The following is a 25494-nucleotide window of genomic DNA, read 5'->3' as shown; positions in this document are numbered from 1 at the left end:
TTACAATTTCGCATTGGCCGGCCGTGACTACAATTTTCGATATACGTCGGCGGCGTGGCGCTCGCAGGGTCGCGAGCCGTGAATCGTCGGTGACGGGCGAGGTCGGCGCGGTGGCCGCAAGTGCACGCCGAGTGCACTCCGAGTACGGTCCCGGTCGAGGAAAAAGGCAAACAACGTCGTGAACACACCATTGCAGATTGTACTGGCGGAAGATCATGCCCTGGTCCGCTACGGCATTCGGCTCGCCATCGAGGCGGGTCGTATCGGGCGGGTCATCGCCGAAGCGGCGACCTCCGATGAACTGATTGCAATCGTGCAAGCGCAGACCTGCGATGTCATCGTGACCGATTTGTCCATGCCGGGTGCTCGCACGCGCGACGGCATTGCGCTAATCGACCGCTTGAGGCGCATTCGGCCCGCGGTCCCGATCGTCGTTTTAACGGCGATGCGCAACGCCGCCATCTTGAACAAGCTGCTCGAGAAAGGCGTGAAAGCCATCGTCGAAAAGGCGGGCGGCGTCAATGAATTGCATTGCGCGCTCATTGCCGCAGGGCAAGGGCGCACCTACGTGGGGCCGGGTGTGGAGTCGCTGCTCGAGAATATGAACCTTATTGGGCCGCGCGTCGGTCAAGAAGCGACGTTGACCACGGCCGAACTCGAGGTCATTCGTTTGTTCGCTGCACACGGTCTGACCGCCAGCCAAATTGCGCAGCGGCTCAATCGCAGCGTGAAGACAGTCAGCGCGCACAAGCGGAGCGCGCAGCACAAGCTAGGTCTCTCGACGAATCAGGAATTGTTCGAATACTGTCGAGCTCACGATCTCTGTTCGCCGTGACAGCTGATCGATGGTCGCGTGTTGCGCGGATGGCCGGCCTGCTGGCGGCATGCGTCTTCGCGGCGGCGGGCATCGGCGCATGCGGCCAACAGGAAAAACACGGCGACCCGACCCTCGTGGGTTGGGACCTGCGTCTGCCGTTGTCGCCATCCGATCGCGCTTATCTCGAATCGTTGCCTCCGCTGCGCGTAGGAGTGGACCCGAAATGGGCGCCGATGGCGTTCGTCGATGCACAAGGGAAACTCGACGGCATATCGGCCGACTACCTCGATTTCTTGCGCGATACATTGCATATTCGTTTTCGCCTGGTGCCGACCCGCTCCTGGGCGGAAACGGTTCGGTTCGCGAACGACGGTCGAATCGATTTAGTGGTGGCGGCGTCGAAGTTCGACGGTTTGGACCCGGGTTTCACTTTCTCCAGTCCTTACGTCCGCTATCCGCTCGTGATCGTCACGCGGGAGACGGCGCCGTTCATCGGCGGCATCGAAGATCTCGACGGCGCGCGAGTGGCGATCGTGGGCGACGTTCAGACCGCGCGCGGTCGCTTCGGCGGCCTGGCGAACATCCACGCCCTGACGGTCGGTTCCGCGGAAGACGGGCTCAAAGCCGTCGCGCAGGGGCGTGCATTCGCCTACATCGGCAACCTCGGCGTGGTGGACCGCATCGTGCGGGAGCGCTATGCGGGTGAGCTGCGCGTGGCCGCCCCCGCCGACCGTACTCAGGACCTGTCGTTCGGCATTGCCCCGGCGTACGCGCGTTTGGCCCCGCTCGTCGATCGCGTGCTTCAGGGCATTCCCGAAGTCGAACGCGAGCACATTCAGAACAGCTGGCTGTCCACGCAGTTCGCGTTCGGCGTCGCGCCGCGCACCCTTTGGCTGGTCCTCGCTCCCGTTGGCGCCCTGACGCTCGTTTTCGTCGCGCTGCTGTCTTGGAATACGCTGCGTTTGCGCAAGGAAGTGCGCCAGCGTCGTCGAACCGAACGCGATCTCGTGTTCGAGACGCGATTCAAAACGCTGCTGATGAACACGGTGCCGATCCCCGTTTTCGTGAAAGACTCGCAAGGCCGGTATCTGGCCGTCAATCCGGCTTACGAGCGCGCCGTCGGCGCGCGCGCCGAAGACATCGTCGGTGTAGCCTCGCCGCCTTCCGGCCCTGCGCGCCGCATCGACGACAGTGTGCTCGCCAGCGTCGCGCGCGATGTCATTGACACCGGGCGTTCGGCGCAGGGTGAATTTTTCTATCGCGGGCCCGACGACGCAGTGCATGAAGCGGTGTATTGGGTGCGTCCGTGCAGCGGCGAGGGCGACGCCCGCGAAGCGGCGCTGTGCGCCTTCGTCGACGTTTCCGACCTGCGGCGCATGGAACGCCGCGAACGTGAGCAGGAAAGGCGTCTCGTCCAATTGACGCAGTCGCTGCCGTCCGTCGTCTTTCAGCTGAAACTTGCCGGCGCGGGCCGCCCGCGTTTCGAACTCGTCTTCGCCAACCGTCGAGCCGATGAGTTGCTGCAGCCGAGCGGGCCGGTCTCGACCGATACATTCACTGCATTCGCGCGCGCGCTCGATGCCTCGCATCGGCGTCGGCTCACGAAGATGTTTCTGCGCTCGGCGCGCGGTTTGGCGAGCGTCAGGGACGAATTCATGGTCGAGCGGCAGCCCGGCCGTCAGGCGTGGTTCCACGTCGAAGCCGCACCGCAGGCGTGCGAGGACGGCAGCGTCGAATGGAACGGCTATCTGCACGACGTCACCGAGGCGAAGGAAGCGCACGCGGCGTTGATCGCGGCCAAGCACGAGGCCGAGGCGGCGGCGCGGGCGCGCGATTCGTTCATCGCGACCGTCAGCCACGAAATTCGCACCCCGATGAGCGGGATAGTCGGCATTTTGCAGTTGCTGAACCACGAGGGGCTCTCGGCCGACGATCGCTATCTCGTCGAGATGGCCGGCAATGCGGCGGAGCTTTCGTTCGGCATTTTGAACGACATCCTTGATTTCGCGAAAAGCGAAAGCGGCGAGCTATCGCTCGAATCGGCGTCGATGTGTATCGCCGACATCGTCAAACGGTCGGCGGGTCTGCTTGCACCCGATATCGAGCGCAAAGGGCTTCGTTTACACGTGGACGTTTCGCCGGCCGTCGCGCCGCGGCATATCGGCGACGCACAGCGGCTCGGTCAGGTGGTGCTGAACCTGCTTAGCAACGCGGTGAAGTTCACCGACCAAGGCGGTGTGTCGATCAGGGTGGACGTGGCGGCCGAAACGGTCGGCCACCAGACGCTGTCCATGCATATCACGGATACCGGTATCGGCATTTCGCGCGACGATCAGGCGCGCCTGTTTGCGCCGTTCTCGCAAGCGCGCGGCACGCTGGCGAGCCGCTACGGGGGGACGGGGCTGGGACTGGCCATTTGCAAACGATTGATCGAGCAGATGGGCGGCACGATCGCACTCGAGAGCGAGCCTGGGCACGGGACGACGATCGCTATCGCGTTGAGGTTGCCCGTCGCACGCGGGTCGTGCGCGAGTGGGGCGGACACGCAGGCTGCGCCGGAAGCGGCGGGCCGCGCGCCGGATGCATCGGCCGGCACATCGCGGCGTATCTTGCTCGTGGAAGATCAGTTCATCAACCGCGAGGTGCTGCGCAGGCAACTGGCCAGCCTGAACGTTCCGTGCGATTCGGCCGAAGACGGCGCGCAGGCGTTGACCGCCTACACGCGAGGCGATTACGAAATGATCATCACCGATTGCGCCATGCCACTGCTCGACGGCGTGGCGCTGATCGAGAGCATCCGTCGCCGCGAGCGCGGCGCCGGGCGCCACTGCGTCCTGATCGCCCTGACGGCGGACGCTACCGCTGCGCGTCGGGAGGCCTGCATCGAAGCGGGCGCCGACGAGGTGTGCGTGAAGCCGCTGTCGCTCGAGCAGCTGCGCGCGTTGCTCGAACGCTATCGTCTGCTTGCTGCACCGGGCGCTAGGCTAGAGCCGCTTTCCGCCGGCGACGAACTGCGACGGAAATTGAAGCTGACGCTTCTCGCCGATCTCGACCGGCTGCGCGCGTGTGCATCGGACACGAATCGCGAGCAGTTGCGCGATATCGCCCACGCGATAGCCGGTACGGCTGCATGGTTCCAACTGCGCGACGTGGCGGAAGCGGCGACTCGGCTTCAAGTCGACATCGAGGCGCCCTCGTGGCCGCGCGCGTCCGTGCTGGCGCTCGCGGCGGCGATGGAACGCACGATTGCCGGCGCGGAAATTTGAATGGCCTCGGCGCGCCGCAGATGGGTTTTGCTGTGAATTCGCCAAATGATGGGTTTTCGAAAAATGGCCGAAGTGCCTGCGCGTGAAAAGGGCGGCGCTAGGGGATCGCGTTCTTGAGTTGAAGATCGGGGTTGCCTATGATGGGATGCATTCGGGTGCCGGGTTTAAATCAATTTAATGCGCTTTTATAAAGCCGCGGGGCGAAGCCATGACTAATTTTTCGAATTCGAATGCAAAACAGACGGAACTGAGGCGGGGTGGGGAGAAGGTCGACGACCCCTCGGTCGACAATGCGACGCCGGCTGATGGAACTACTACGCTTTATCAAGGGCAGAAGATCAAGCTGACGGTCAATACGAGTAATCTCGCGACCAATAACTACGATACGATCAAGTTTAAGATTTTTGAGGGTCCTGACTTCGAGAGGCTTGACGTTACCAAGACGGGTTTGATCGTTCATCCGGATTCTATCGGGAACGTCACGCAAACGGTCACGGACTCAGACGACGCCTATACAATCAATGCGGTCGTGTTCGGTACGGCGAATAGCACGCATTTAGGTCATTGCCGATGGAACATCGAAGTGACGGGGCCGGCGGCGCAGAACTTGCCCGTCCTTGAGCTGAACGGCACTCGGTTGGGCCCGAGCACCGACTACGGCTATGGGACGAAGAGCGTCAGGGCGAACAGGCTATACGGTCTTAGGGCGATTCCTGGAGGCGTGAGCGACACGTTCGATGAAAATAAGGCTATTAAGGTTAGTGGCTTTCAAATTTACGATGATAAGACGAAAGCTCCAATTTCTGCGCAGTTTTCTGCGTGTGTTCAGGCCAAGAATGGGGATTTGACATATTTCGATTTCTGGGACGCAAATCTTCAAAAATTAACTAAGATTAAACATAACGGGGTTGACAGTTATGTGTGGATCGATAGCGACGCCAATGGGAAATTCACATTTTACGTGACGTCGAATCTTACCGACGACATGTATTGCGACACGCTTACCATGGACATCGGCGACGCGGATCCGGATATCGCCGAAGTGATTGTCGGCAACCCGAGCGACGCTGGGATCAGTTCTGGGTTGCGTGCACCCAGTCCAGACGAGGCGCAGGGCGATTTGCTGAAGTTGGAGTCGGCCGATACGTACGTCGTTGCGAGCGTGCCAAAACTTAGAATACCGAATTTAGTCCAAAGAAACGACGTCTTGATACCGATCGTCAACGGAAACCTGCAGTTGACTTCGTTTTTCACTGCCGACAGCGACGGCTGGGACGCCGGCTTTCCTGCTTGCTTCTCGATCCCCGTCGCTGCCTTTACCGGCGCAGCAGACAACATCTACGAGTTGCAGTACATGGTAGTGCGGGACAATACGATCGTGATGTCCAGCACCGCGGAGTACGAAGTCACCGGAGTAGGGGATCCCTCCGGCGTTATTCCACCGTTTACGGGATCGCCTCGGTATTTGGCGCCGGTTATGGAAGATAACCCATCCGGCCAGCTTATCGACTTCGCGATGGTCCAGGACGGGGTCAAGGTCAAAATTTCTTGGGCGGGCGCAGGGTGGACGCCGCAAGCCAATTGGGTTTTCACGCTCTACATCATCATCAACGGCTGGGATTTGAACGACAAGGAGGTTCATTCCCGCACGAAGGTGGTGTTACCCGCCGTCAGTGGCACCGACTTGACGAACAATTTCCAAGAGATCGACGTGGGGTATGAGTACTTCGCAGGGATCATCGAGGGCGACCCGCCCTCGAAGTTGCGGATGCAGTACCTGGTGACGGACGATGGCGGTATTGATCAAGGGTATTCGACGCCGACAAAGCAGATGCATATCAACACCGTGCCTCCGGGCGGCGCGTAAAGAGAGGCAATGTCGGCTGCAGTGCCGCATTTCGATATGACCCATTGCCGCGTTTCGCGCGCGGCAACGCTTACGGAGCGCACGGGTGAATGAACGACGCTTGAGCAACACATCGCCGCAGTCGCTGCAGCAGCCCATTCTGCCGCAGGCCGTGGACGGCGTACTGGACTTGGCGCAGCTCGACGCAGATGCGGTGCTGGTGAATGTGCCTGTTTACGCCCAGTGCAATATCGGCGATCGAATCACATTGGTTTGGGCGCAGCACGACACTCGGATTGAGATTACAAGGCGCTATGCCTACCTGCCGGACGCGGCGCGCGATTCGGGCGACGCGCCGCATGAAGTTCGCATTCGTCCGTTATGGGCGTTGCCGCCCGGGGGGTACGACGTGCATTACGCCGTGACGAGCAGAACGGGGAATGTGGCGCAATCGGATACGGCGCACGTCGAGGTGAAGGGTACGCCTCAGGCGCCCGCTGTGATTGCGGGCGGTGTCATACAGACCGAGTTATTCGGCGTCTACGCGCCCGGTTTGATCGGCGCGTGGATTGCGCCGGACGCGTATTCGATCGCGTCGTCGAGCGATATCTTGGTCGAATCGTTGGCGTTGTACTCGGCGGAAGGGACGTCGGCGGGTAATTGCGTATTGCGGCTGTATAAAAACGACGACGAGAACTCGTTCGCCAGCGTGGTGTCGGACAGCGCCGGCAAGACATGGACGCCCAGCGTCGCTAAGCCGACGACGTTCGTTCGGGGCGATCTCATTTCCGTTCGGTTGGAAGGGACGCAGGATTCGGCGCTTTTTCTCGTGCTCGCAGTCTAGAGCGATTGTCGTTTCCAATGCCACGGTCGGATGGGTCATGTCAGAACTGACGCTTAAAACGAACGCGAGATTCTCCGAGGCGAATCAGGCTTATGCCTTCTACTCCTTCCAGATCGTCGAACTGACTGCCACGCTGTCGTTGGATACCGACGGCGACGTTACGAATTTATCTGTCGTGTTCGACAACATCGGTAGTAAGCCGGGGCTGCAGTTGACGCCGTATGGCCGCCAAGGCGTCGACTGGTTTCCGGTGGACGGACGTGACGACCAGGTGCAGGTGCCCATGACTCAGCGCGACCCCCGTCACGGCGACGCCGTGCTGCTTGCGCTCGTTGTCGGACGAACAGGGATTCTAGGCAAAACGAAGGCGTCGATCGGTTCGTCGTACGCGTCGGCGGCGCTTGCGTATCGCACCTACGGGATCCAAGCGCAAATGACGAGTTATCCGGGGATTCTCGATGCGTCCGCCGTGGACCAAACGCCGTCGTCCTCTGCGGGCAATTATCTCTACTACCGCTTTCAGGTCATGGCCGACGGGACCGACGGCGAGATCGCCGCTTATACCGGTCTGCCGAACATGTGCATTCGATTGACTGCAGCCGGCGCAGATGAAGACGGTGCCTTCCTTCAGAGAGTCTGCTGTTACGACGAGTACGCAGCGCTGACACCGCTGATTGTCGACGCCAGCGTCGTTCCGCTGAGCTTGGACCTCAAGACCGATGCGAATGGCGTGGCGGACTTATATGTCTGTGCGAAGGGGGCGACGACGGCATGCGCGAGCCTTACTGGCAAGGCGGGCATCGTCGAATCGAAAATCGGTCCGATCGTCGTCGCGGAGGTCGACGCGTTCGGCACCACCCCGGAAGCGCCGTATTGCGACAATCCGGTTGCCCTCGATCATACGCCCGGATGGACGATCGACGCGACGGTTCCGCAAGACTATGTCTCCGCGAACCCGCACGATTTGATCTTCCTGTTTTGTAACGGTCGATTTCAAAACGCCGGCGTGCTATCTCAGAGGCAGTTCCCGTTTCAATTGGCGTGTCTGAGAAGCGAGAGCCTTCCGTTCGGTGACGCCACCGACAATCAGATCGACTACGTGGTGAGCGGCACCGGGATGGTGCGCGTCTCGGCGGCTTTTTCGTTCACGGCGACGGGGACGCCGCCGCTAGCTGCGTTCCCGTCGGCGCCGCCCCATTATTCCCAAGCTTTGGATGCGCCATCGATACGCGAAGCTGCGGACGGTTGGCCGGTCAACTGCGAGACCATCGCCAATGGACTCACGATCAGCGTGCCGATCGACGAAAGCATGCAGCTCGGCGATGGAATCATCGTGCAGATGACGTTGAACGGCTACCGCATCGCATCGAACGAGCCGACTGGGATGTGCGTGCCGCCGGCCGGCGTAGGAGGGTCGTGGCCTTCGTCGCTCGTGGTGTCCTCGTTCGCTCAGGCCCAAGGCTGCATCGATTGGCGCTACCAGCCCTATCACTTCCTCGGCTTTGGTCAATTGCAAGCGTCGGACGATACATGCGGCAGCATGGGCGTGTTGAAGGCGCGGTATTACGTCATGCGCAAGAGCGTGGGCGTTGCCTATACGTCGAAGGTCTTATCGATCGGAATCGATACGATTGCGCCCAATGGTCGATACGGAAGGAAGAACAGCACGGCGATCACGATCCCGACTTGAGCTCACCGTACGAAAACTTCGCCATGACCCTGACCGCCCCGCGCCTATTTCAACTAGACAGTCACAACCAGCTCGATTTGCAGTTCCTCAACCCGCCGAACCCGGGGAATCAAGGAGACGAGGGCGACCCTGTCGTCGTCAGCGTTTTGCTGCCCGATTCGAACGCAAAGTACGTCATCGTCACGTTTGGAAGTAAGAGTAAGAAGTTTCCGATTGCGAATCCAAGTCGTGTGGTTATAGATTGCCCCTTCCTGAGAAGCGAATTGCCGCCGACGGGGAACAGCTACGATGTTTCGTATGAATGCGGCGGACAACATTCCCCGGCCGTCACGGTGAATCTGATTGATTCGATGGCGCCTTTCGTGCCGCGGTACATCGTGAAAGCCAATGGCGTTTATCCCGCAGGTTCGCGCCTGCACCCGAGCGTGATCGGTGTGTGGGCTGTTCCGTCCTTCAGATTGCTCCTGCAGAACGATCCGATCATCGTGCCTGTCGGCGAGCCTCCTTCCTCGGACGCGGCGTTGAAGATCGTTTGGAAGCCGTACGGTGGGGAAGCGGGGGACGTCGGAGACATTGTCTACGACGCCGGCGGCGGTCAGTGGAATGCGACGCTCAAGAATCCATGCCTGACGTTGGAACGTTCCGACTTAATCCTCGTGCAAAGCATTGTCACGTCGCAGCAGATGCTGAACTTCTCGCTTCTTTTGTAGCTGTCAGAAAGCAATCGATCGATTAATGGGCGATACGAGTTTGAAACGCACTACTCTCTGTCTGGCCGTACTTTCCGTGTGGGGGCACAGCGGATACGCCGTCGCTTGCTCGAGCTTCAGCTCGATGGCTGGCGCGGTCAACCAGGACGTGCCGTCGTGCACGAACGTCTACGCGGTTTCGGGCTCTGGGACGGGCACTGGCACCGTCATGACGGTCGACGGCACGGGCGGCGCTCCCGTTACCGCCTCGGGCGACGACACCTATTACGACACCTATTTGTTGCCCGCCGGACGAGTCGCGGCGCTGACCTCGTTCATTTCCGTCGAGCCCGCCGCTGCGGCGACGAGCGATGCGTCGGTCACCTTCAGCGGAACGCACGCGTTGTCCGTGTCCGCGTCAAATACGACCGCTATGAACGGCCTCGTAGTGAGGACATCGTCGTTGTCGCCGACGAACGCCGTCGTGCTGTTGGACAACGCCAACTTCAGTGCGAACGTGGGCGCCACAGGCGCCCAAGGGGTCGTAGTCGACTCAGCCGGAAGCACATCGGCCACGCTCACGGTGCGCAATTCGGTGCTGAGCGTGGATACGGGCGGGCTGTACGGTATCGTTCTCTCCGGCGTCGGCTCTGGCACCGCACTCCTCAGCGCGGGCACGCAGAACACGCTGGCGATCGGCACGCTGTTCGCTCCTACGCTAAGCGCGATCAACATGACCGGCAACGCGAGATTGGACTTTACCGGGCTGTTGAACGTTCATTCGAGCAAGAACGGCGTGGCGATGAGCGCTACCACGAGCATCGTCCTCGACGGCGGCGATCCGTCGCAAAGCGCGATCAATGTCGGTGGCGTGAACAGCGGATATTCGACGGGATTGAACTATGGATCGAGCGATACGACGAGTGCGCTCAAGAACCTGGCCATCGATCTGACGGCGAACAGCGCAGTCGGCGGTCGGGGCACGGAGGGCTATAACATCAACCTGACGCGTGGCGCACTCGACTTGCGAAACGTGCGGTTGACCTCCGACATGATTGATAGCTCCGCACTGACCTTGTCAAACGGTATCCTCACCGGGTCGCAGCTTGCGGTGGACGTGACCGGCACGGGCACGGGCGGCATCGACGTCGAACCGAACAGGAACGGGAAAATCACGCTGGATGGCGCCACCGGCACCAACTCGATCGTCACCCGAGGGGCCGCGGATTTGTCGCCGATCAATACCGGTGTGCCGTACCCCAATGCCGCCGGCGTACGGCTGCTCGATGGTTCGATCATCTTGGCGAGCACCGATATCCAAACCTACGGCGCCGGCGCCCCGGGCATTTATTTGCGCAAGGGGTCTTTTTCGACGGGCTCGGGCGTTACCGTCCACACGCACGCGGACGGTGCGAGCGCGGTCGTTTATACGCCTTTGTCCGGAAACGTCGCTAACGTGACGGCGGTCTTCTCGCCGTCGACTTCCTTGGCGACCGACGGCGCCAACGCCTACGGGTTCGTCGCCGACGGCCTCGATCTCTATGATGGGACGAACACGCCGCACCCGTTCTCGGTGGGGTTCGCTTCGCTTGGGCTCAGTGCGTCGGCGATTACGGTGCAGGCCCCCGGCGCTGCGGCCATCGGCGCACGCAACGCCGCCACGCTGGTTCTCGACGGACAGAATCTGAGCGCGCTCGCGGGGCTGCCTGCCGGCACTTACGCGGTCAAGGCCGAAGCGGGCGGAACGGTGCAGTTCACGCAAGGCGCCCAGGCGGGTGGAGCGGCCTTGCTTGCCGGTGCGGGCGGCGTGCTCGATTTCAATGACGACACCGCGAGCGCTTCGGGATCCCTCGTCGCGATCAGCCAGGGCAGCGGGGCCAGCACGCGCGGCGAACTGGACCTGAGCGGCAGGACGCAATCGCTTGCCGTCGGCGCGCTTGCATCGGACGGGACGGGCAGCACGAACGGGCTCGTCAATCTCGGCGGCAATAGTCTCGTCATCGACGGCGCCGCCGGCGTATCCGGCACCTTCAGCGGCGCGATCGAAGGCGCCGGTTCTTTGATCAAGAGCGGCGCGGGCACGCAGACCTTCTCCGGGCAGAGCGCATTCGACTATACCGGCGCCACGCAAATCAACGGCGGGACGCTGGCGGTGGCTGGGGGGGCAATCGGCAAGGACGCGAACGGACCGAAGCTGTTCGAGCTCGGTGCGGCCGGCACGCTGAATATCGGCAACAATCAGGGCAGCTTCGAGCTGGGCGCGATCTCGGGAAGCGGCACGGTGCAATTGACCGACGGCGGCACGAACGCATCGTCGAATCTGATTCTCGACGGCGCGAGTACGCCGCAAACCTTCTCCGGCGCAATCGACGGAAGCGGCGGTGTGATCGTGCGCGGCGGCGCTGGGACGGTACAGACGTTCTCGGGGTCGCGCGTTTTCGGTTTCGCGGGCGATGTGACGATCGGCAGCGGCACGCTTGCGATCGCGGGCCAGGCGGTGTCGTCCAATCGATTCGTGTTCGACGACGGCGCCAATACGGGCGGTACGCTCGATATCAGCGGAAACGGTCAGGGCGGGTTCACCCTCGCGGGCGTCGAAGCGTCGAACGCGGGAACGACCGCCCAGATCAAGCTGGGCAACAGCAGCGGATCGGCGACCGATCTCTTGCTGAACGGCGCAGGCAATTACCACTTCGGCGGGACGATTTCCGGCTACGGCAACGTCGTCAAGCAGGGCAGCGGCACGCAGACGATGTCGGGCGTCAATGCGTTCGGCTTCACGGGCTCGACGGTCATCGCGGACGGGGTCTTGCAGCTGCGCAACATCGCCGATCCATCTCAGTTCGATCACACGTTCGAGCTGAACGGCGGTTGGCTCGATCTGTCCGACGCGACCTTCGATTCGAGCGGCGTGAGCGCCAACGACTGGGCGAAGCTGCATGTCACGGACGGCGGCAACGCTGCAGCCGGCGGCATCATCGGCGGCAACGACAAGATCACGCTAGGCGGGAACGCGGGCGACACGGTGGACGCAGAGCAGATCGACGGAGGCGTGTTCGTCGTCAAGACGGGCTCCAACACCACGACGCTCTCGGGCGTGAACGGGTATGTCGGCAACACGCGGATTTTGGACGGTACGCTGAAAGTGACCGACGATGCGAACCTTGGCGATACGCGCTTCGAACGCGAAGTCGTGCTCGGCGGCGGCAACTTGGAGATCGGCGACGGGGGCACGTTCAATTCGTCGCGGCAGCTTCAACTGCAAGCGGCCGGTGCGGTGCAGGTGGACGGCACTGCATCGACGACGGCGACGCTCGGCAGCATCTCGGGCAGCGGACAGACGCTGACGAAGACGGGCGCCGGTGGGCTCACGTTCACGAACGGCGGCGTGCTCGGGCAGGCTATCGTCAGCGACGGCGCGCTCGACCTGCACGCCGTGACGGTGGATGCTACGACGCTCGCGGCGTCGGGGCAGGCGGCGATCGTGCAAGCGGCCGGCACGACGGTCACCCTGAATGGCTCGACGGTCGCGAGCCAAGGCGATGCGATCGTCGCAAACGGAACGAGCACGCTGAACCTGAGCGGCAATACGCAAGTGACGGCCGGCGGCGCGACCTACCGCGTCACGGGCGGCGTCGGCACGCTCAATGCGAGCGAACAAAGCCTGATCGGCAATGTGCTCGCCGCCGACGGCGCGGGAAGCGTGCTGGCGCTTCATCTGTCCGATAACAGCACGTACACCGGCGCGCCTTCGTTGACGAACGGCGCGGCCGCGACGCTGTCGATCGACGGTACGAGCAGTTGGAACATGACGGCCGATACGACGCTCGCCGGTTTGACGAACCTCGGATCGATTTCGGTGGGGGGCGACGCGCGGAGCGCCGCGGCCGCTCACGCGAGTCAGTCTCCGGCATACCAAACGCTCACGGTCAACGGCGATTACCAAGGCGGCGGGTCGATCAACCTGCGCACGGAACTGAACGCCGGCGGTCCGCTTTCCGATCAACAGACCGATCGCCTCGTCGTTGCCGGAAATGTCTCCGGACAAACGCAACTGAGTTTGACGACCTCGGGCGCCGGAGCGAATACGAACACGGCGCAGAACAACCAGCCGATGCCCAACGAAGGGATTTCTCTGGTGCAAGTGGGCGGTGCATCGAGCGCGAACGCATTTACGCTCAAAGGCGGCTACGTGGCGGGAGCGGGTAGCCCGTACCAGTACCGCATCTTCGCGTATGGGCCGGGCAGCTATGCGTTGCCCGACCCGTCGCAGAGCCTGCTGCCGAACGGGCAGACCCCGCAATGGGACTATCGACTGCAAACGTCCTACACCGATTCGAGCGGAAACGTTCAACCGGGCACGCCGCCGGACGGAAGTGGGCATGCGACGCTGCTCCCTCAGGGCAGCAGCTATCTGACTGTGCCGCTTGCCTTGCAGAACTACGAGTCGATCGTGGCGGACAACCTTTATCGCCGTCTCGGCGATGTGCGGCACGGGGCGTTCGAGCCTGGCGTGAAAGTCGAGGACGTATTCGCGCGCACGATCGATAGCCGCAGTGTCTACCACTCGAGCCGCAGTTTCGCGGATTACGGCTACGACTTCGGGCAGTCCATTACCGCCTTGCAGTTCGGCGCGGACTGGCTGCATCGGCGCAGCGCCGATCACGACTTTAGGCTTGGAACGGCCGTCACGTTGGGCGATTCGCCCGTCGATCCGCAAGCGGCCGCCGCCGAATCGAGCAAGGCGTCGATTTCCGCGTTCAGCGTGGCGTTGACCGGAACGTGGCAACGCAAGGACGGCTGGTATGTCGACGGCCTGTTCTCGGCGGGCTTGTACCGAGGCACGGTCAGCACGTCGCAGCGCGGCGAAGTCGGGCGAATTCACGCGAGCGGTTTCGACGGCTCGATCGAGATGGGGCGGGCCTTCACGCTGCCGGTCGTTCCGGGCGGCCTCGAAGTCGAACCGCATGCGCGCGTGCTCACGCAGCTGCTGCACTTCCAAGACCGCACCGACGGCGACGGCGTCACGGTGGGGACGAGCGATTTGCTCGCCTTCACCGGATTGCTGGGCGTGCGCTTCTCGATGTTGGCCCCCGGCACGACTTCGTTTAGGCCGTACGTGCGCGTCGATTTTTCGAATACGTGGATCAATTCGCCTTCGGTGACGCTGTCCGGGCAATCGTTCGATGTCGCCAAGTCCGGCGCCGCCGTGCAGGTGGGGGTTGGGGCGAGCGGCCTCTTGACGCCGAATCTGTCCATCTACGGCGAGTTGAGTGGCCTGCAGCGTCTGGGCTCGGGGGCGAGCACCGTCGCTGCGACACTGGGCCTGCGATACAGCTTTTAGCGGCGAATAGCGCGCCTGCGCGGCGCTCGGCTTCGTACGCATTGCGCGGGGCGCCAGGGGCGGCTCGCACCGTTGGATAGGCTCGATCGGTTCGACGGACATCTTTGAAACGGGAGAGTACAGCGATGTTGCCGATAGCCACGACGACCCACGTGGGGGGCGTCAAGATTCAGCAGGGCGGTGCGTTGTCCGTCGCGCCGGACGGAACGTTGTCCGAGCAGATGCGTTTTGGGGTGTTCTATACGGGGCTCGTTTCGGACTACAGCGCAGGGTCGGGGACGATTACTCGGTGGCTCGTCTTGCATGACGGCGCACTCAGCAACAGCGCGCCGAACATCGCCACATTGAAGGTGGCGCCGGCCGGTGCGGCGGGCGTGGTGTTCGACGTCAGCGTCGACGATTCTCAGGCTGGAACGATTACGTTCAAGCAAGGCCAGACGAGCGGGACATTCAATTTGAAGGCCACGAATCTCAAAGCGGGTTCGCTCATCACGATCAGCGGCGATGCAGATGCCTGGGCGCAGGAGACTAAGGCAGCAGGGTTCGTGTTGATCGTCGTGTGCTGACCTATCGGAGCATTCAAGGAGAGTGGCAATGAGCGAATATAAGACGCGAGACCCCGAGAGCTCCGAAAGCGCCCAGAGTCCCGATTTGCAGCCAGGCACGAGCTACCGTCTGGTCGACCTGGAGGCGACAGTAGGAGTGCTTCCTTTCTACATCCCGGCCGATGCGACGCTTGCGCTCAATCAAGGCATCAGCCCGAAGTGGACCGCCTTGCATGCGTTTCAGGCCGGACTGAACGTAGGCCCGAACGCCGAGGGCTCGGTCAATGCGCAGAAGGACGCGCTGAAGTACACGGTCGCATCGGGCGTGCATGCGTTCTATGTGGGCACGAACGCCGTCGCGCAGATCGACGATCCCGCCAATCCGGCGGCCGGTTCGAGCCTCGTTTCGAAGTCGTACGTCGACGCGCACAGCGGCGGCTCAAGCGCCGTGGAGCCAGGCACGCCGAAGCCGGTGGCCGTGAGCATCGGCAACGCCGTGAGCGCGGGCACGGCCACGACCTACATGCGCTCGGACGTGGTGCTTGGGCTCGATCAAGGGATCAGCCCGAACTGGAGCGCCGCGCATGCGTTTCAAGCTGGGCTGAACGTAGGCCCCCACTCGGAGGGGGCAGTCAATGCGCAGACGGGCCTGCTGAAGTACACGATCGGATCGGGCGTGCATGCGTTCTACGTGGGCGCGAACCCCGTCGCGCAAATCGACAATCCCGCCAATCCCACGGGCGGTGCGAGCCTTGTTTCGAAGTCGTACGTCGACTCGTACGTCGACCAGCACGTCGCCAGCGCCACTGTGCAGCCAGGGGATCCGAATCAGCCGGCGGTGAGCATCGGCAGCGGCGTGCGCGCGGGCACGGCGAAGACTTACATGCGCTCGGATGCGGTGCTTGCGCTCGATCAAGGCATCAGCCCGAAGTGGACCGCCGCGCATGCGTTTCACGCCGGGCTGAACGTAGGTCCGAACGCCGAGGGTGCGGTCAATGCGCAGCCGGGCCTGCTGAAATACACGGTCGGATCGGGTGTGCATGCGTTCTACGTGGGTACGAACGCCATTGCACAGATCGACAATCCCTCCAGTCCGACGGGCGCCACGAGCCTCGTTTCGAAGTCGTACGTCGACAACCACGTCGGCGGCAGCGCTTTACAGCCGGGGACACCGAAGCGCCCGGCCGTGAGCGTTGGCAACGCCGTAAGCGATGGCACGGCGGCGACCTACATGCGCTCGGACGCGGTCCTTGCGCTCGATCAAGGGATCAGTCCGAAGTGGAGCGCTTCACATGCGTTTCAGGCCGGGCTAAGCGTAGGTCCGAGCGCCGAGGGCGTGGTCAATGCGCAGACGGGCCTGCTTAAGTACACGATCGGATCGGGCGTGCATGCGTTCTACGTGGGCACGAACGCCGTCGCGCAGATCGACAATCCCGCTAACCCGACGGGCGGCGCGAGCCTCGTTTCGAAGTCGTACGTCGACCAGCACGTCACCGGCGCCACCGTGCAGCCAGGCACGCCGAAGCCGGTGGCCGTGAGCATCGGCAACGCCGTGAGCGCGGGCACGGCGACGACTTACCTGCGCTCGGACGCGGTGCTCGGCCTCGATCAAGGCATGAGCCCGAACTGGACGGCTGCGCACACGTATCACGCCGGGTTGAACTTGAGCGGCGCTTCGACGGGATCGTTCAACGTCCAGCAGGGCGCACTGGCGTACACGATCGCGACCGGTGGAGTGCATAAGTTTTATGTGGGCGCGAACGCCGTCGCGCAGATCGACAATCCCGCTAGCCCGACGGGCGGCACGAGCCTCGTTTCGAAGGCCTACGTCGACGCGCACAGCGGTAGCGCAAGTGCCGTGCAGCCAGGCACCCCGAAGCCGGTGGCCGTGAGCATCGGCAACGCCGTGAGCGCAGGCACGGCCGCGACCTACATGCGCTCGGACGCGGTGCTGGGGCTCGATCAAAGCATCAGCCCCAAGTGGACCGGTTTGCACGCGTTTCAAACGGGGATGACCGTAGGCCCGAACGCGGTGGCGTCGCTCTATGCGCAGCCGGGCGTCCTGAAGTACACGATCGCATCGGGGGGCGTGCATGCGTTCTATGTGGCCGGCAATAGCGTCGCGCAGATCGACGACCCCAACTACCCCATGACGGATCGGAGCCTCGTTTCGAAGTCGTACCTGGAGCAGTACGTCGCGCAGCACGGTGGCCCGGGGAGCCGGCTCGACATGATCGTTTCGGCCGGCGCACCCAAGCTCGACCCGAACGATCTGACGGGATTTACGCCCAGCAATGCGCTCACCATCTATGGCCCGGCGGGCCTGCGCTATATCGTGCTGGTCGACGACGGCGCGACGGTGGTCGACGGCGCTCAGACCTCCGTCGGGTATTACATTTTCGCGATGGGCGCCGATCAAGTGAAGCGGCTCGCCGTGCGCATGCCCAGCGACTCGCGTGACCTCGGATTGTCGGTCCGAGTGGCGCCGCATTCCCTGATAGATGGCGCCGATCAAAACTTGCTCGCTATCCCTCCGATTCAAAAGACCGCCGAGTTCTTCCCGATGATGATGCCCCCTCCGACGGAGAATTTCGCATTGATCGAAAGCTGGGGATACACACGTGGCGTGCCCTGCGACGGTACCGTTTCGGCGCAGATCTATGTCGTCGTCGACGCCGGCTCGTCAGTGTCGGAACTCGTGGCGGATGTCGTGGCAGGCGCTGCGAGCTTCGATCCAGCGGGACAATTGACGCATACGACCGTGTCCATCAACAAAAAAGCGGGGCAGCCGGACGGATGGGCAATCGTCGACGTCTATAGCAAAACGGCCGGGGTGGCCAAGATCCAGGTCTCGGCGGCCGGCGTCAAGGACGTGGTGTTCGCCTATCCGTCGTTCGTTCAACCCGTCGGCGCATGAACACGCCGGTTCGACGACGCACCGATTGGAGAAAACCATGAACAAAATGCAGAACAGACTGACGCTGAGCTTAAACCCCGGAGCGGAACCGGCGGATGGCCAGAGCACCATCAGCGCCGACGCGAAAGCCTATGTGGAGTCCGACGGCAGCTATTCGACACCTGACTCGTCCATCAACGTCATATTTGAACTTCCGGCTGATTCCGGCGCTACGTTCACGGATTCGCACACGAGCAAAACCTCTCGAGCGACGCGCGTCAGTTCAGGCGAAATCGAGTCACCCGTCTTGTTTTGCAGCAGCAAACCCATCGACAACGGCCAGTTGAAGGCCTATTGGGAAAGCGATCCCGACGATACACTGCAAACGGCGCCCTTCACGTTCAAGGGCACGGGCCCGAAGATCAGCCTGAAAAACAATTTCGTGCCGGCGGACGGCAAAACGCCTATTACGCTGGAAGTGACGCTCTCCGACCCGGCGCAAGAGGGCACGCTCAAGTTTTCCGAGGCGACCGGGACGGTCACGTTCGATCCACCGAGCGTTGACCTCAAAGCGGGCCAGACCGCGACCACGAACGTGACGTGCAAAAAGGCGGGGGCATATTTCGTGGGCGGCGGCTCGGGCGTCACGCCGGTCGAGCTGGATTTCCTGGCGACGTCTTTGTCGTCCGGGTTCTTTAGGAGCGCCTCGACACAGCGGGACGCGCCGACTTTTCTGATGGACGCCAATCAATTCAGCATCTCCGGCTCGGTACAGCGGTTTTACGTCGTTTTCTCGTCTCCTAGCGTTTCTCCGTTCGTGTCGATCATGCTCGAGTCGACCAGTCCTCAATCCGGTAACACATTCGATTTTTTGACGAACGATGGGAGTGCCGTGGACGGTAACTATGTCGACATGCCGCAGACCACGAGCGATGTGAAGACGGACTACTACGTGGGCGCGTTTTTCTCCACGGAGAAAAACCTTTGGCTGTTGCACAGGAGCGATCAGCCGATCTTCGGCATCGTCTAGCCTTGCGCGTTCGACGACGTGCCGATTGGGGAAAATCATGAATAAAGCGCAGAACGGGCTGTCGCTGATCCCGTCGGGCGATCTGCCGCCACAACCCGCCGACGGCCACAGCACGGTCAGCGTCGACGCGAAAGCCTATGTCAATTACGACGACGTCTATTCGGCCCCCGACCCGGCCATCAAGGTCATATTCGAACTTCCGGCCGATTCCGGCGCTACGTTCACGGATTCCCTCACGAACCAAACGTCTCGTATGACGCGCCTCGGTTCGGGCCGTATCGTTTCGCCCGTGTTGTTCTCCGGCAGCAAGCCGGTCGATAAAGGCGAGTTGAAGGGTTATTGGGAAACCGATCCCGACCGTACGCTTCAAACGGCGACCTTCACGTTCACGGGCTATGGCGCGACGCTCAACCCGAAAAACAACTTCGTGCCGGCGGACGGCAAAACGGCCATCACGCTGGAAGTGACGCTCTCCGATCCGACGCAAGGGGCTACCGTCACCCTTTCGGAAGCAACGGGGACGGTGACGTTCGATCCACCGAGCGTGCGCGTCGAACCGGGCAAGACCGGAACGACGAATGCGACGAGCGCGAAGACGGGGGCTTATTTCGTGAGCGCCGGCTCAGGCGCCGAGCCGGTCGAGTTGGATTTCATGGCAGTGACCTTGCCGCACCTGAATGTCAGCCCGCAACCTTCGACATCGGGGAGTAGACCGACAGTGCTGGGAGTCTCCAACAAATTCGACGACATCGTCGGCTTCGGACTGACGTTTTACGTCCAGCTCCCGTCATATGACGCCGCTTCGTTCGTGTCGGTCATGCTCGAGTCGGCCCGTCTTCAATTCGGCAACCTATTGAAGTATTCGTCGAACGACGGCAGTGCGGTGAGCGGTAGCCCTATCTATCTGCCGGGCTCGCTCAGCGACATGAACACGATGGACCGCTACGTGGGCGCGTTTTTCTCCCCGGAGAAAAAGCTTTGGCTGCTGCACGATAGCGATCAGCCGATCTTCGGGCTTGATTAGCGAGGCGGTTCGACGACGCAGCGATGGGAAACCGAAAGTCATGGCGTTGTCCTCGACATCGGAGCCCGCACCGACTCCGTTAGCGTTCGCCAACGAATTCGACGGCATCATGTCCGGCGCTTGCCGCTATCATCCGAACAAGATCGAGATAGGAGCGGCTATGCGAGGCGAGGCGAAACTAAACGGTTTGGCGCGGCGACGCGCATGCGAGCGGCGTCGATGACCGAGCGAACGCTTTCATGCGGTGTGATCTTGCTCGACGCCCACGGTCGCGTTTTGCTGGCGCACGCCACCGAAACCGCGCATTGGGATATTCCGAAAGGGCAGGGCGACCCGGGGGAGGCGCCGATCGACGCCGCGTTGCGCGAGCTTCGCGAGGAAACGGGCATCGACCTGGCGCCGCGGCGGCTCAAGGATTTGGGCCGCTTCGCGTATCGGCGCGACAAGGATTTGCATTTGTTCGCTGCGCGCATCGAAGCCGGCGAAGTCGATCTCGCGCGCTGCGTGTGTACGTCCATGTTTCCGAGCCGCAGGAACGGTGCGTCCATCCCCGAGATGGACGCATTCCGATGGGTGACGCCGGGAGAAATGGAGCAATACGCGAGCGGCAGCCTCACGCGTCTATTCGCCACGGCGCTGTCGCTGGACGAGCTGCACCGGACATTGTGACGCGCGCAGCCGCGCGCGCATTTACTTGCCCCAGCTGTCGCGCAGGCCCACGATGCGGTTGAACACGGGCTTGCCCGGCTGCGAGTCGTAGCGATCGGCGACGAAGTAGCCGTGACGCTCGAACTGGCAGCGATCTTCGGGCTGCAACGCCTCGGCCCCCGGCTCCAAGTAAGCTTGCACGACACGCTTCGAATCGGGATTGAGCGCTTCGAGGAAGTTGCGCCCGCCCGCGTCGGGCTGTGCTTCCTTGAACAGGCGATCGTAGAGCCGTACTTCGGCCAGCACGGCGCTGACCGCGCTGACCCAGTGAATGTTGCCCTTGACCTTGTAGTTGTTGGCGCCGTCCGTGCCCGATTTGCTGTCGGGGAAGTAGTTGCAATGAACGGCGACGATGTTGCCGTGCTCGTCTTTCTCCGCGCCCGTGCATTCGATCACGTACCCGTAGCGCAGGCGAACCTTGTTGCCGGGGAACAGCCGGAAATAGCCTTTCGGCGGCGTTTCGGTGAAATCCTCGCGCTCGATCCAGAGTTCGCGCGTGATCGGGAAATGACGTTGCCCGCGCTCGGGGTGGTGCGGGTGAACGGGCGCCGTGCAAGGTTCCGACAGATCGGCCGGGAAGTTGTCGATGACGAGCTTGAGCGGGTCGAGCACGGCCACGGTACGCGGGGCCTTTTCGTCGAGATCGTCGCGCAGCGCGCCTTCGAACACGCTCATATCGATCCACGAATCGACCTTGGTCACGCCGATGCGATCGCAGAACAGCCTGATCCCTTCGGGCGTGAAGCCGCGCCGGCGTACGCCGACGATCGTGGGCATGCGCGGATCGTCCCAGCCGTCGACGTGGCCTTCCGTCACGAGCTGCAGCAGCTTGCGCTTGCTCGTGATCGCGTAAGTGAGGTTCAGCCGCGAGAATTCGATCTGCTGCGGCAGCGGCCGCGTGAAGACGCCGGCCTCGGCCAGCTCGTTCAGCACCCAGTCGTAGAGCGGGCGGTGGTCTTCGAATTCGAGCGTGCACAGCGAATGCGTGATGTTTTCGATCGCGTCGGAAACGCAGTGCGCGTAATCGTACATCGGGTACACGCACCACGCGTCGCCCGTGCGGTAATGATGCGCGAAGCGGATGCGGTAGAGCACCGGGTCGCGCATGGTCATATTCGGCGAAGCCATGTCGATCTTCGCGCGAAGCACATGCTCGCCTTCCTTGAACTCGCCTGCCTTCATGCGCCGGAACAGGTCGAGGTTTTCCTCGGGCGCGCGATCGCGGTAAGCCGAATTCTTGCCCGGCTCGGTCAGCGAGCCGCGGTTGGCACGCATGTCGTCCGCGCTTTGGCTGTCGACGTAAGCCTTGCCGCGCTGGATCAAGAGTTCGGCGTACTGATAGAGCTTGTCGTAGTAGTCGCTCGCGAAATATTGGTGCGACTTGCCGTCCTTCTCCCATTCGAAACCGAGCCAGCGCACGGCGTCGATGATCGAATCGGCGTACTCGATGCTTTCCTTTTCCGGGTTCGTATCGTCGAAGCGCAAATGGCAGACGCCGCCGTAATCGCGCGCGACGCCGAAATTCAAGCAGATGCTCTTTGCGTGGCCGATATGCAGATAGCCGTTCGGCTCGGGCGGAAAGCGCGTTTCGACACGGCCGCCCCATTTGCCCGTGCGGTTGTCCTCATCGATGATGTTGCGGATGAAATTGGACGGCGTGGTCGCGGCGTCGTTGCGTTCGTTGTTCATGCGAAAGTCGGGAATCGGCGGAAAGTTAAGCGCGGCGGGCCCGCGGCAATCCGTCCATTCTACCTAAAGGAGGCGCGAGCCTGCCCGAAGCGCTCGTCCGCGGGAGGGCGGACGTGAGGTTTCTCCCTTGGGCAGGTGTTCTGTGTCGACTCCGTGGGCGCTAACGTTAGCCTTTTGCCATGCAATCCATTACGCTTGCGGATCCGATCCTCGGCGGCCGCTGCGCGCCGAGGCAACAGCCCGGCCATTGCGGGCTGGGCTCGACGACATAACCGCACCGCCCCATGAACCCGATAACGACTTTCGTATTGCCCGGCTACGGGAATTCCGGCCCCGGCCATTGGCAAACGCGCTGGGAGGCGCTCGATCCTTCGTTCGTGCGCGTGGCGATGCCCGATTGGGATCGTCCCGTGCGCGACGCCTGGTGCGACACGCTCGATGCAACGATCGCGGCCGCGCCGAGCGGGCCGATCTGCTTGGCGGCGCATAGTCTCGGTTGCCTGACCGCGGCGCAGTGGGCGTTGCGCCAGGCGGACGCGGCCCAACTCGGGAAGATCGCCGCAGCGTTGCTCGTCGCGCCGCCCGATCCGAGCGGTCCGGCGTTTCCGCGCGATGCGAGCGGGTACGAGGACATCGCGCTGGCGCCGCTGCCGTTTCCGTCGATCGTCGTGGCGAGCAGCGACGACCCGTACGGCGGCCTGGCCTTTGCTCGCCGGTGCGCGGCGGGCTGGGGCAGCCGTTTGATCGAAATCGGCACGCGCGGGCACATCAACGCCGACAGCGGCCTAGGCGATTGGGAAGAAGGGCGGCGCTGGCTCGCGTCGCTGGCCGCCTAAGCGCGCTTTTGCCCGGGAACCAGCCAGCGCGCGAGGCGAGGGGGAGGGGCACGTTCGCCAAGGTGCCCCACGCTTGAGTCAAATCACCGATTTTCCACGCAGCGCGGCTATGGCAGCCTCGTCGTAGCCCAGCACGTCGCGTAGGACGGCTTCCGTATGTTCGCCGAGCGTCGGCGGCGCGCTGCGCACTTCGGGTGGCGTCGCGCTCATGCGAATCGGATTGCGTACCAGCGGGGCCGTTGCGCCGCTCGGATGCGGCACTTCCACGCGCATGCCGCGGGCGCGCACTTGCTCGTCGGCGAAAACTTCCCCCACGTCGTTGATCGGGCCGCACGGCACGCCGGCCGCCTCCAACGCCTCGATCCACTCGCGCTTGCCGCGTGTTTTGACCATGTCGGCGACGATCGGCACCAGGATGTCGCGGTGACGCACGCGTTCGGGATTCGTGGCGAATCGGATGTCGTCGGCAAGCTCCGGCCGGCCGCCCACCTCGGCGAATTTGCGGAATTGCCCGTCGTTGCCGACGGCCACGATGATCCAGCCGTCGCTCGTCTGGAACGCTTGGTACGGCACGATGTTCTGGTGGGCATTGCCCCAGCGTTGAGGCGCCTTGCCGCTCGCGAGATAGTTCGAGCCGACGTTCGCGAGCATGGCCACCTGCACGTCGAGCAGCGCCATGTCGATGGCCTGGCCTTCCCCCGTGCGGTCGCGGTGCGCCAGCGCGGCGAGCACGCCCACCGTCGCGTACATGCCGGTCATGAGGTCGGCGATCGCGACGCCGGCTTTTTGCGGGCCGCCGCCGGGCAGGGCGTCGCGCTCGCCCGTGATGCTCATGAAACCGCCCATGCCCTGCACGATGAAGTCGTAACCTGCGCGCTCCGCGAGCGGCCCGGTTTGGCCGAAGCCCGTGACCGAGCAGTACACGATGTCGGGTTTGACCGCTTTCAGCGATTCGTAATCGAGCCCGTACTTCTTGAGCTGGCCGACCTTGTAGTTCTCCAGCACGACGTCGCTCGTGCGCGCCAGCTCACGCACGATAGCCTGGCCCTCCGGCGTGGCGATGTCGACGGTGACCGAGCGCTTGTTGCGATTGGCGCATAGGTAATAGGCCGCTTCGCGCGTATCGGCGCCGTCCGGGGTTTTCAGGTAAGGGGGCCCCCAGTGGCGCGTGTCGTCCCCCGCGCCGGGGCGTTCGACCTTGATCACGTCGGCGCCGAGATCGGCAAGCGTTTGCGCGCACCAAGGGCCCGCGAGCACGCGGGTCAAGTCCAGCACGCGGATATGGCTGAGCGCTCCCATGCGGTCGATGTCTCCTCGAATAGTGAATGGCGGTAGCCGGCCGGCGGCTTCAATGAGGGGATGTTACCCGAGCGGCTCGGGCCGCTGTTGCCGCCGCGCGCCGTCGGGTAGCGGCGCCGGCTCCGGCAATCCGGCGGGGCGAATACCACTATGCGTGACGGGCGGCATAAACAATCGTCATCGTGCGTCCGGCGACGTTCAAAACGGGGCGGCAGCGGATAGACTGTCGACGCCATGTCGCGCCGGCCGGCGCGACATGGCTGGGCAGGCGCCGATTAGCGTCGGCGCGGAACAAAATCCAGAACATACGGGAGAAACCACGATGCTGCATCTCATTGGCGCCTTGATCATCGGGGGTATCGCGGGCTGGCTTGCCGGCCTCATCATGAAAGGCGGCGGTTTCGGCGTGCTGGTCGACATCATCGTCGGGATCGTCGGCGGGTTCATCGGCGGATGGTTGGCGCAAGCGCTGCACATCAACGTCGGTAACGGGTTGATCAGCTCGCTCATCGTCGCGGTCGTCGGCGCGGTAATACTGCTCTTCGCCATTCGTCTCATCAAGCGCGTCGTTTGAACGCGTTCCCCCGGGCCCGGCTTGGCGGGCGGGTCCGGACGCCCCGCCCACGCGGCGGCGCCTAGGGCGTGCGCTCGACAATTCCGTATAATGAGCCGCTTAGGGGAAAACGGCCGAGCGCCATGAGCCGCAAGGCGAGGCCGGTTTCCAGTCGAGACCGTCCGCCCAGTCTTCTATGAAAGCCGCCGAAATCCGCGAGAAATTCCTCAAGTTCTTCGAATCGAAGGGCCATACGATCGTCCGTTCGTCGAGCCTCGTGCCCGGCAACGACCCGACGCTGCTCTTCACCAATTCGGGAATGGTGCAGTTCAAAGACGTATTCCTCGGCGCGGAATCGCGCCCCTACTCGCGCGCCACGACGGCCCAACGCAGCGTGCGCGCGGGCGGCAAGCACAAC

Annotated in this window: 17 protein-coding genes; 15 read left to right on the top strand and 2 right to left on the bottom strand. The window is 62.8% G+C overall.

Features of this window, described 5'->3' with window-relative positions; translation table 11 throughout:
- Positions 1-178: 178 nt before the first annotated feature.
- The 12 genes from ACTHNR_RS02930 to ACTHNR_RS02875 all read left to right on the top strand — a co-directional run bounded on the left by ACTHNR_RS02930 (position 179) and on the right by ACTHNR_RS02875 (position 20660).
- Positions 179-835: a response regulator gene (locus ACTHNR_RS02930; protein ID WP_440545959.1), complete on the top strand. Its 657-nt coding sequence runs from the start codon at positions 179-181 to the stop codon at positions 833-835.
- A complete protein-coding gene (locus tag ACTHNR_RS02925; protein WP_440545958.1) occupies positions 832-4083 on the top strand; it encodes an ATP-binding protein in 3252 nt (1083 codons plus the stop codon). The genes ACTHNR_RS02930 and ACTHNR_RS02925 overlap by 4 nt, the downstream gene beginning before the upstream one ends.
- Positions 4084-4291: 208 nt before the next feature.
- Positions 4292-5950: a hypothetical protein gene (locus ACTHNR_RS02920; RefSeq protein ID WP_440545957.1), complete on the top strand. Its 1659-nt coding sequence runs from the start codon at positions 4292-4294 to the stop codon at positions 5948-5950.
- A gap of 100 nt (positions 5951-6050) precedes the next feature.
- Entirely contained in the window at positions 6051-6773 is a 723-nt protein-coding gene (locus ACTHNR_RS02915; protein WP_440545956.1) for a hypothetical protein, read from the top strand.
- Positions 6774-6810: 37 nt separating this feature from the next.
- Entirely contained in the window at positions 6811-8463 is a 1653-nt protein-coding gene (locus ACTHNR_RS02910; protein WP_440545955.1) for a hypothetical protein, read from the top strand.
- Positions 8464-8486: 23 nt separating this feature from the next.
- Complete coding sequence (locus tag ACTHNR_RS02905) at positions 8487-9173, top strand: hypothetical protein (RefSeq protein WP_440545954.1); 687 nt, start codon at positions 8487-8489, stop codon at positions 9171-9173.
- Between the two features lie 40 nt (positions 9174-9213).
- Positions 9214-14496, top strand: a complete 5283-nt coding sequence (locus ACTHNR_RS02900; protein WP_440545953.1) for an autotransporter outer membrane beta-barrel domain-containing protein — start codon at positions 9214-9216, stop codon at positions 14494-14496.
- 125 nt (positions 14497-14621) lie between these two features.
- Positions 14622-15062, top strand: a complete 441-nt coding sequence (locus ACTHNR_RS02895; protein ID WP_440545952.1) for a hypothetical protein — start codon at positions 14622-14624, stop codon at positions 15060-15062.
- Between the two features lie 28 nt (positions 15063-15090).
- Positions 15091-17958, top strand: coding sequence for a hypothetical protein (locus tag ACTHNR_RS02890; RefSeq protein ID WP_440545951.1), 2868 nt, complete (start codon positions 15091-15093; stop codon positions 17956-17958).
- A 37-nt stretch (positions 17959-17995) separates the two neighbouring features.
- Positions 17996-18967 carry a hypothetical protein gene (locus tag ACTHNR_RS02885; RefSeq protein ID WP_440545950.1) on the top strand — a complete coding sequence of 324 codons (972 nt, stop codon included), beginning with the start codon at positions 17996-17998 and terminating at the stop codon, positions 18965-18967.
- A gap of 37 nt (positions 18968-19004) precedes the next feature.
- Positions 19005-19991, top strand: coding sequence for a hypothetical protein (locus tag ACTHNR_RS02880; protein WP_440545949.1), 987 nt, complete (start codon positions 19005-19007; stop codon positions 19989-19991).
- 219 nt (positions 19992-20210) lie between these two features.
- Positions 20211-20660: an NUDIX hydrolase gene (locus ACTHNR_RS02875; protein ID WP_440545948.1), complete on the top strand. Its 450-nt coding sequence runs from the start codon at positions 20211-20213 to the stop codon at positions 20658-20660.
- A gap of 21 nt (positions 20661-20681) precedes the next feature.
- Here the strand turns inward: ACTHNR_RS02875 and ACTHNR_RS02870 are convergent, their stop codons facing one another.
- Positions 20682-22388 carry a glutamine--tRNA ligase/YqeY domain fusion protein gene (locus ACTHNR_RS02870; RefSeq protein WP_440545947.1) on the bottom strand — a complete coding sequence of 569 codons (1707 nt, stop codon included), beginning with the start codon at positions 22386-22388 and terminating at the stop codon, positions 20682-20684.
- A gap of 284 nt (positions 22389-22672) precedes the next feature.
- Between ACTHNR_RS02870 and ACTHNR_RS02865 the strand changes: the two genes are divergently transcribed.
- The gene (locus ACTHNR_RS02865; protein ID WP_440545946.1) at positions 22673-23224 is read left to right on the top strand and encodes an RBBP9/YdeN family alpha/beta hydrolase; all 552 of its coding nucleotides are present in this window, start codon (positions 22673-22675) and stop codon (positions 23222-23224) included.
- Between the two features lie 78 nt (positions 23225-23302).
- Here the strand turns inward: ACTHNR_RS02865 and ACTHNR_RS02860 are convergent, their stop codons facing one another.
- Positions 23303-24523 carry a CaiB/BaiF CoA transferase family protein gene (locus ACTHNR_RS02860; RefSeq protein ID WP_440545945.1) on the bottom strand — a complete coding sequence of 407 codons (1221 nt, stop codon included), beginning with the start codon at positions 24521-24523 and terminating at the stop codon, positions 23303-23305.
- A gap of 322 nt (positions 24524-24845) precedes the next feature.
- Here ACTHNR_RS02860 and ACTHNR_RS02855 point away from each other — a divergent pair, with 322 nt between their 5' ends.
- Positions 24846-25097, top strand: a complete 252-nt coding sequence (locus ACTHNR_RS02855; RefSeq protein WP_440545944.1) for a GlsB/YeaQ/YmgE family stress response membrane protein — start codon at positions 24846-24848, stop codon at positions 25095-25097.
- Positions 25098-25272: 175 nt separating this feature from the next.
- A partial coding sequence (locus tag ACTHNR_RS02850; RefSeq protein WP_440545943.1) for an alanine--tRNA ligase-related protein occupies positions 25273-25494 on the top strand: 222 nt, incomplete at its 3' end.

The sequence above is a fragment of the Trinickia sp. genome (genome assembly GCF_051954495.1).
GTDB lineage: Bacteria > Pseudomonadota > Gammaproteobacteria > Burkholderiales > Burkholderiaceae > Trinickia.
The sequence above is the reverse complement of the archived record's forward strand: the minus strand, read 5'-3'. Positions and strand labels throughout refer to the sequence as shown.

Bases quoted from the DNA above. Each gene is read 5' to 3' on its own strand.
- ACTHNR_RS02895 (WP_440545952.1), top strand. From the start codon at position 14,622: ATGTTGCCGATAGCCACGACGACCCACGTGGGGGGCGTCAAGATTCAG.
- ACTHNR_RS02865 (WP_440545946.1), top strand. From the start codon at position 22,673: ATGAACCCGATAACGACTTTCGTATTGCCCGGCTACGGGAATTCCGGC.
- ACTHNR_RS02870 (WP_440545947.1), bottom strand. From the start codon at position 22,388: ATGAACAACGAACGCAACGACGCCGCGACCACGCCGTCCAATTTCATC.
- ACTHNR_RS02880 (WP_440545949.1), top strand. From the start codon at position 19,005: ATGAATAAAGCGCAGAACGGGCTGTCGCTGATCCCGTCGGGCGATCTG.
- ACTHNR_RS02920 (WP_440545957.1), top strand. From the start codon at position 4,292: ATGACTAATTTTTCGAATTCGAATGCAAAACAGACGGAACTGAGGCGG.
- ACTHNR_RS02905 (WP_440545954.1), top strand. From the start codon at position 8,487: ATGACCCTGACCGCCCCGCGCCTATTTCAACTAGACAGTCACAACCAG.
- ACTHNR_RS02860 (WP_440545945.1), bottom strand. From the start codon at position 24,523: ATGGGAGCGCTCAGCCATATCCGCGTGCTGGACTTGACCCGCGTGCTC.
- ACTHNR_RS02875 (WP_440545948.1), top strand. From the start codon at position 20,211: ATGACCGAGCGAACGCTTTCATGCGGTGTGATCTTGCTCGACGCCCAC.
- ACTHNR_RS02890 (WP_440545951.1), top strand. From the start codon at position 15,091: ATGAGCGAATATAAGACGCGAGACCCCGAGAGCTCCGAAAGCGCCCAG.
- ACTHNR_RS02855 (WP_440545944.1), top strand. From the start codon at position 24,846: ATGCTGCATCTCATTGGCGCCTTGATCATCGGGGGTATCGCGGGCTGG.
- ACTHNR_RS02885 (WP_440545950.1), top strand. From the start codon at position 17,996: ATGAACAAAATGCAGAACAGACTGACGCTGAGCTTAAACCCCGGAGCG.
- ACTHNR_RS02910 (WP_440545955.1), top strand. From the start codon at position 6,811: ATGTCAGAACTGACGCTTAAAACGAACGCGAGATTCTCCGAGGCGAAT.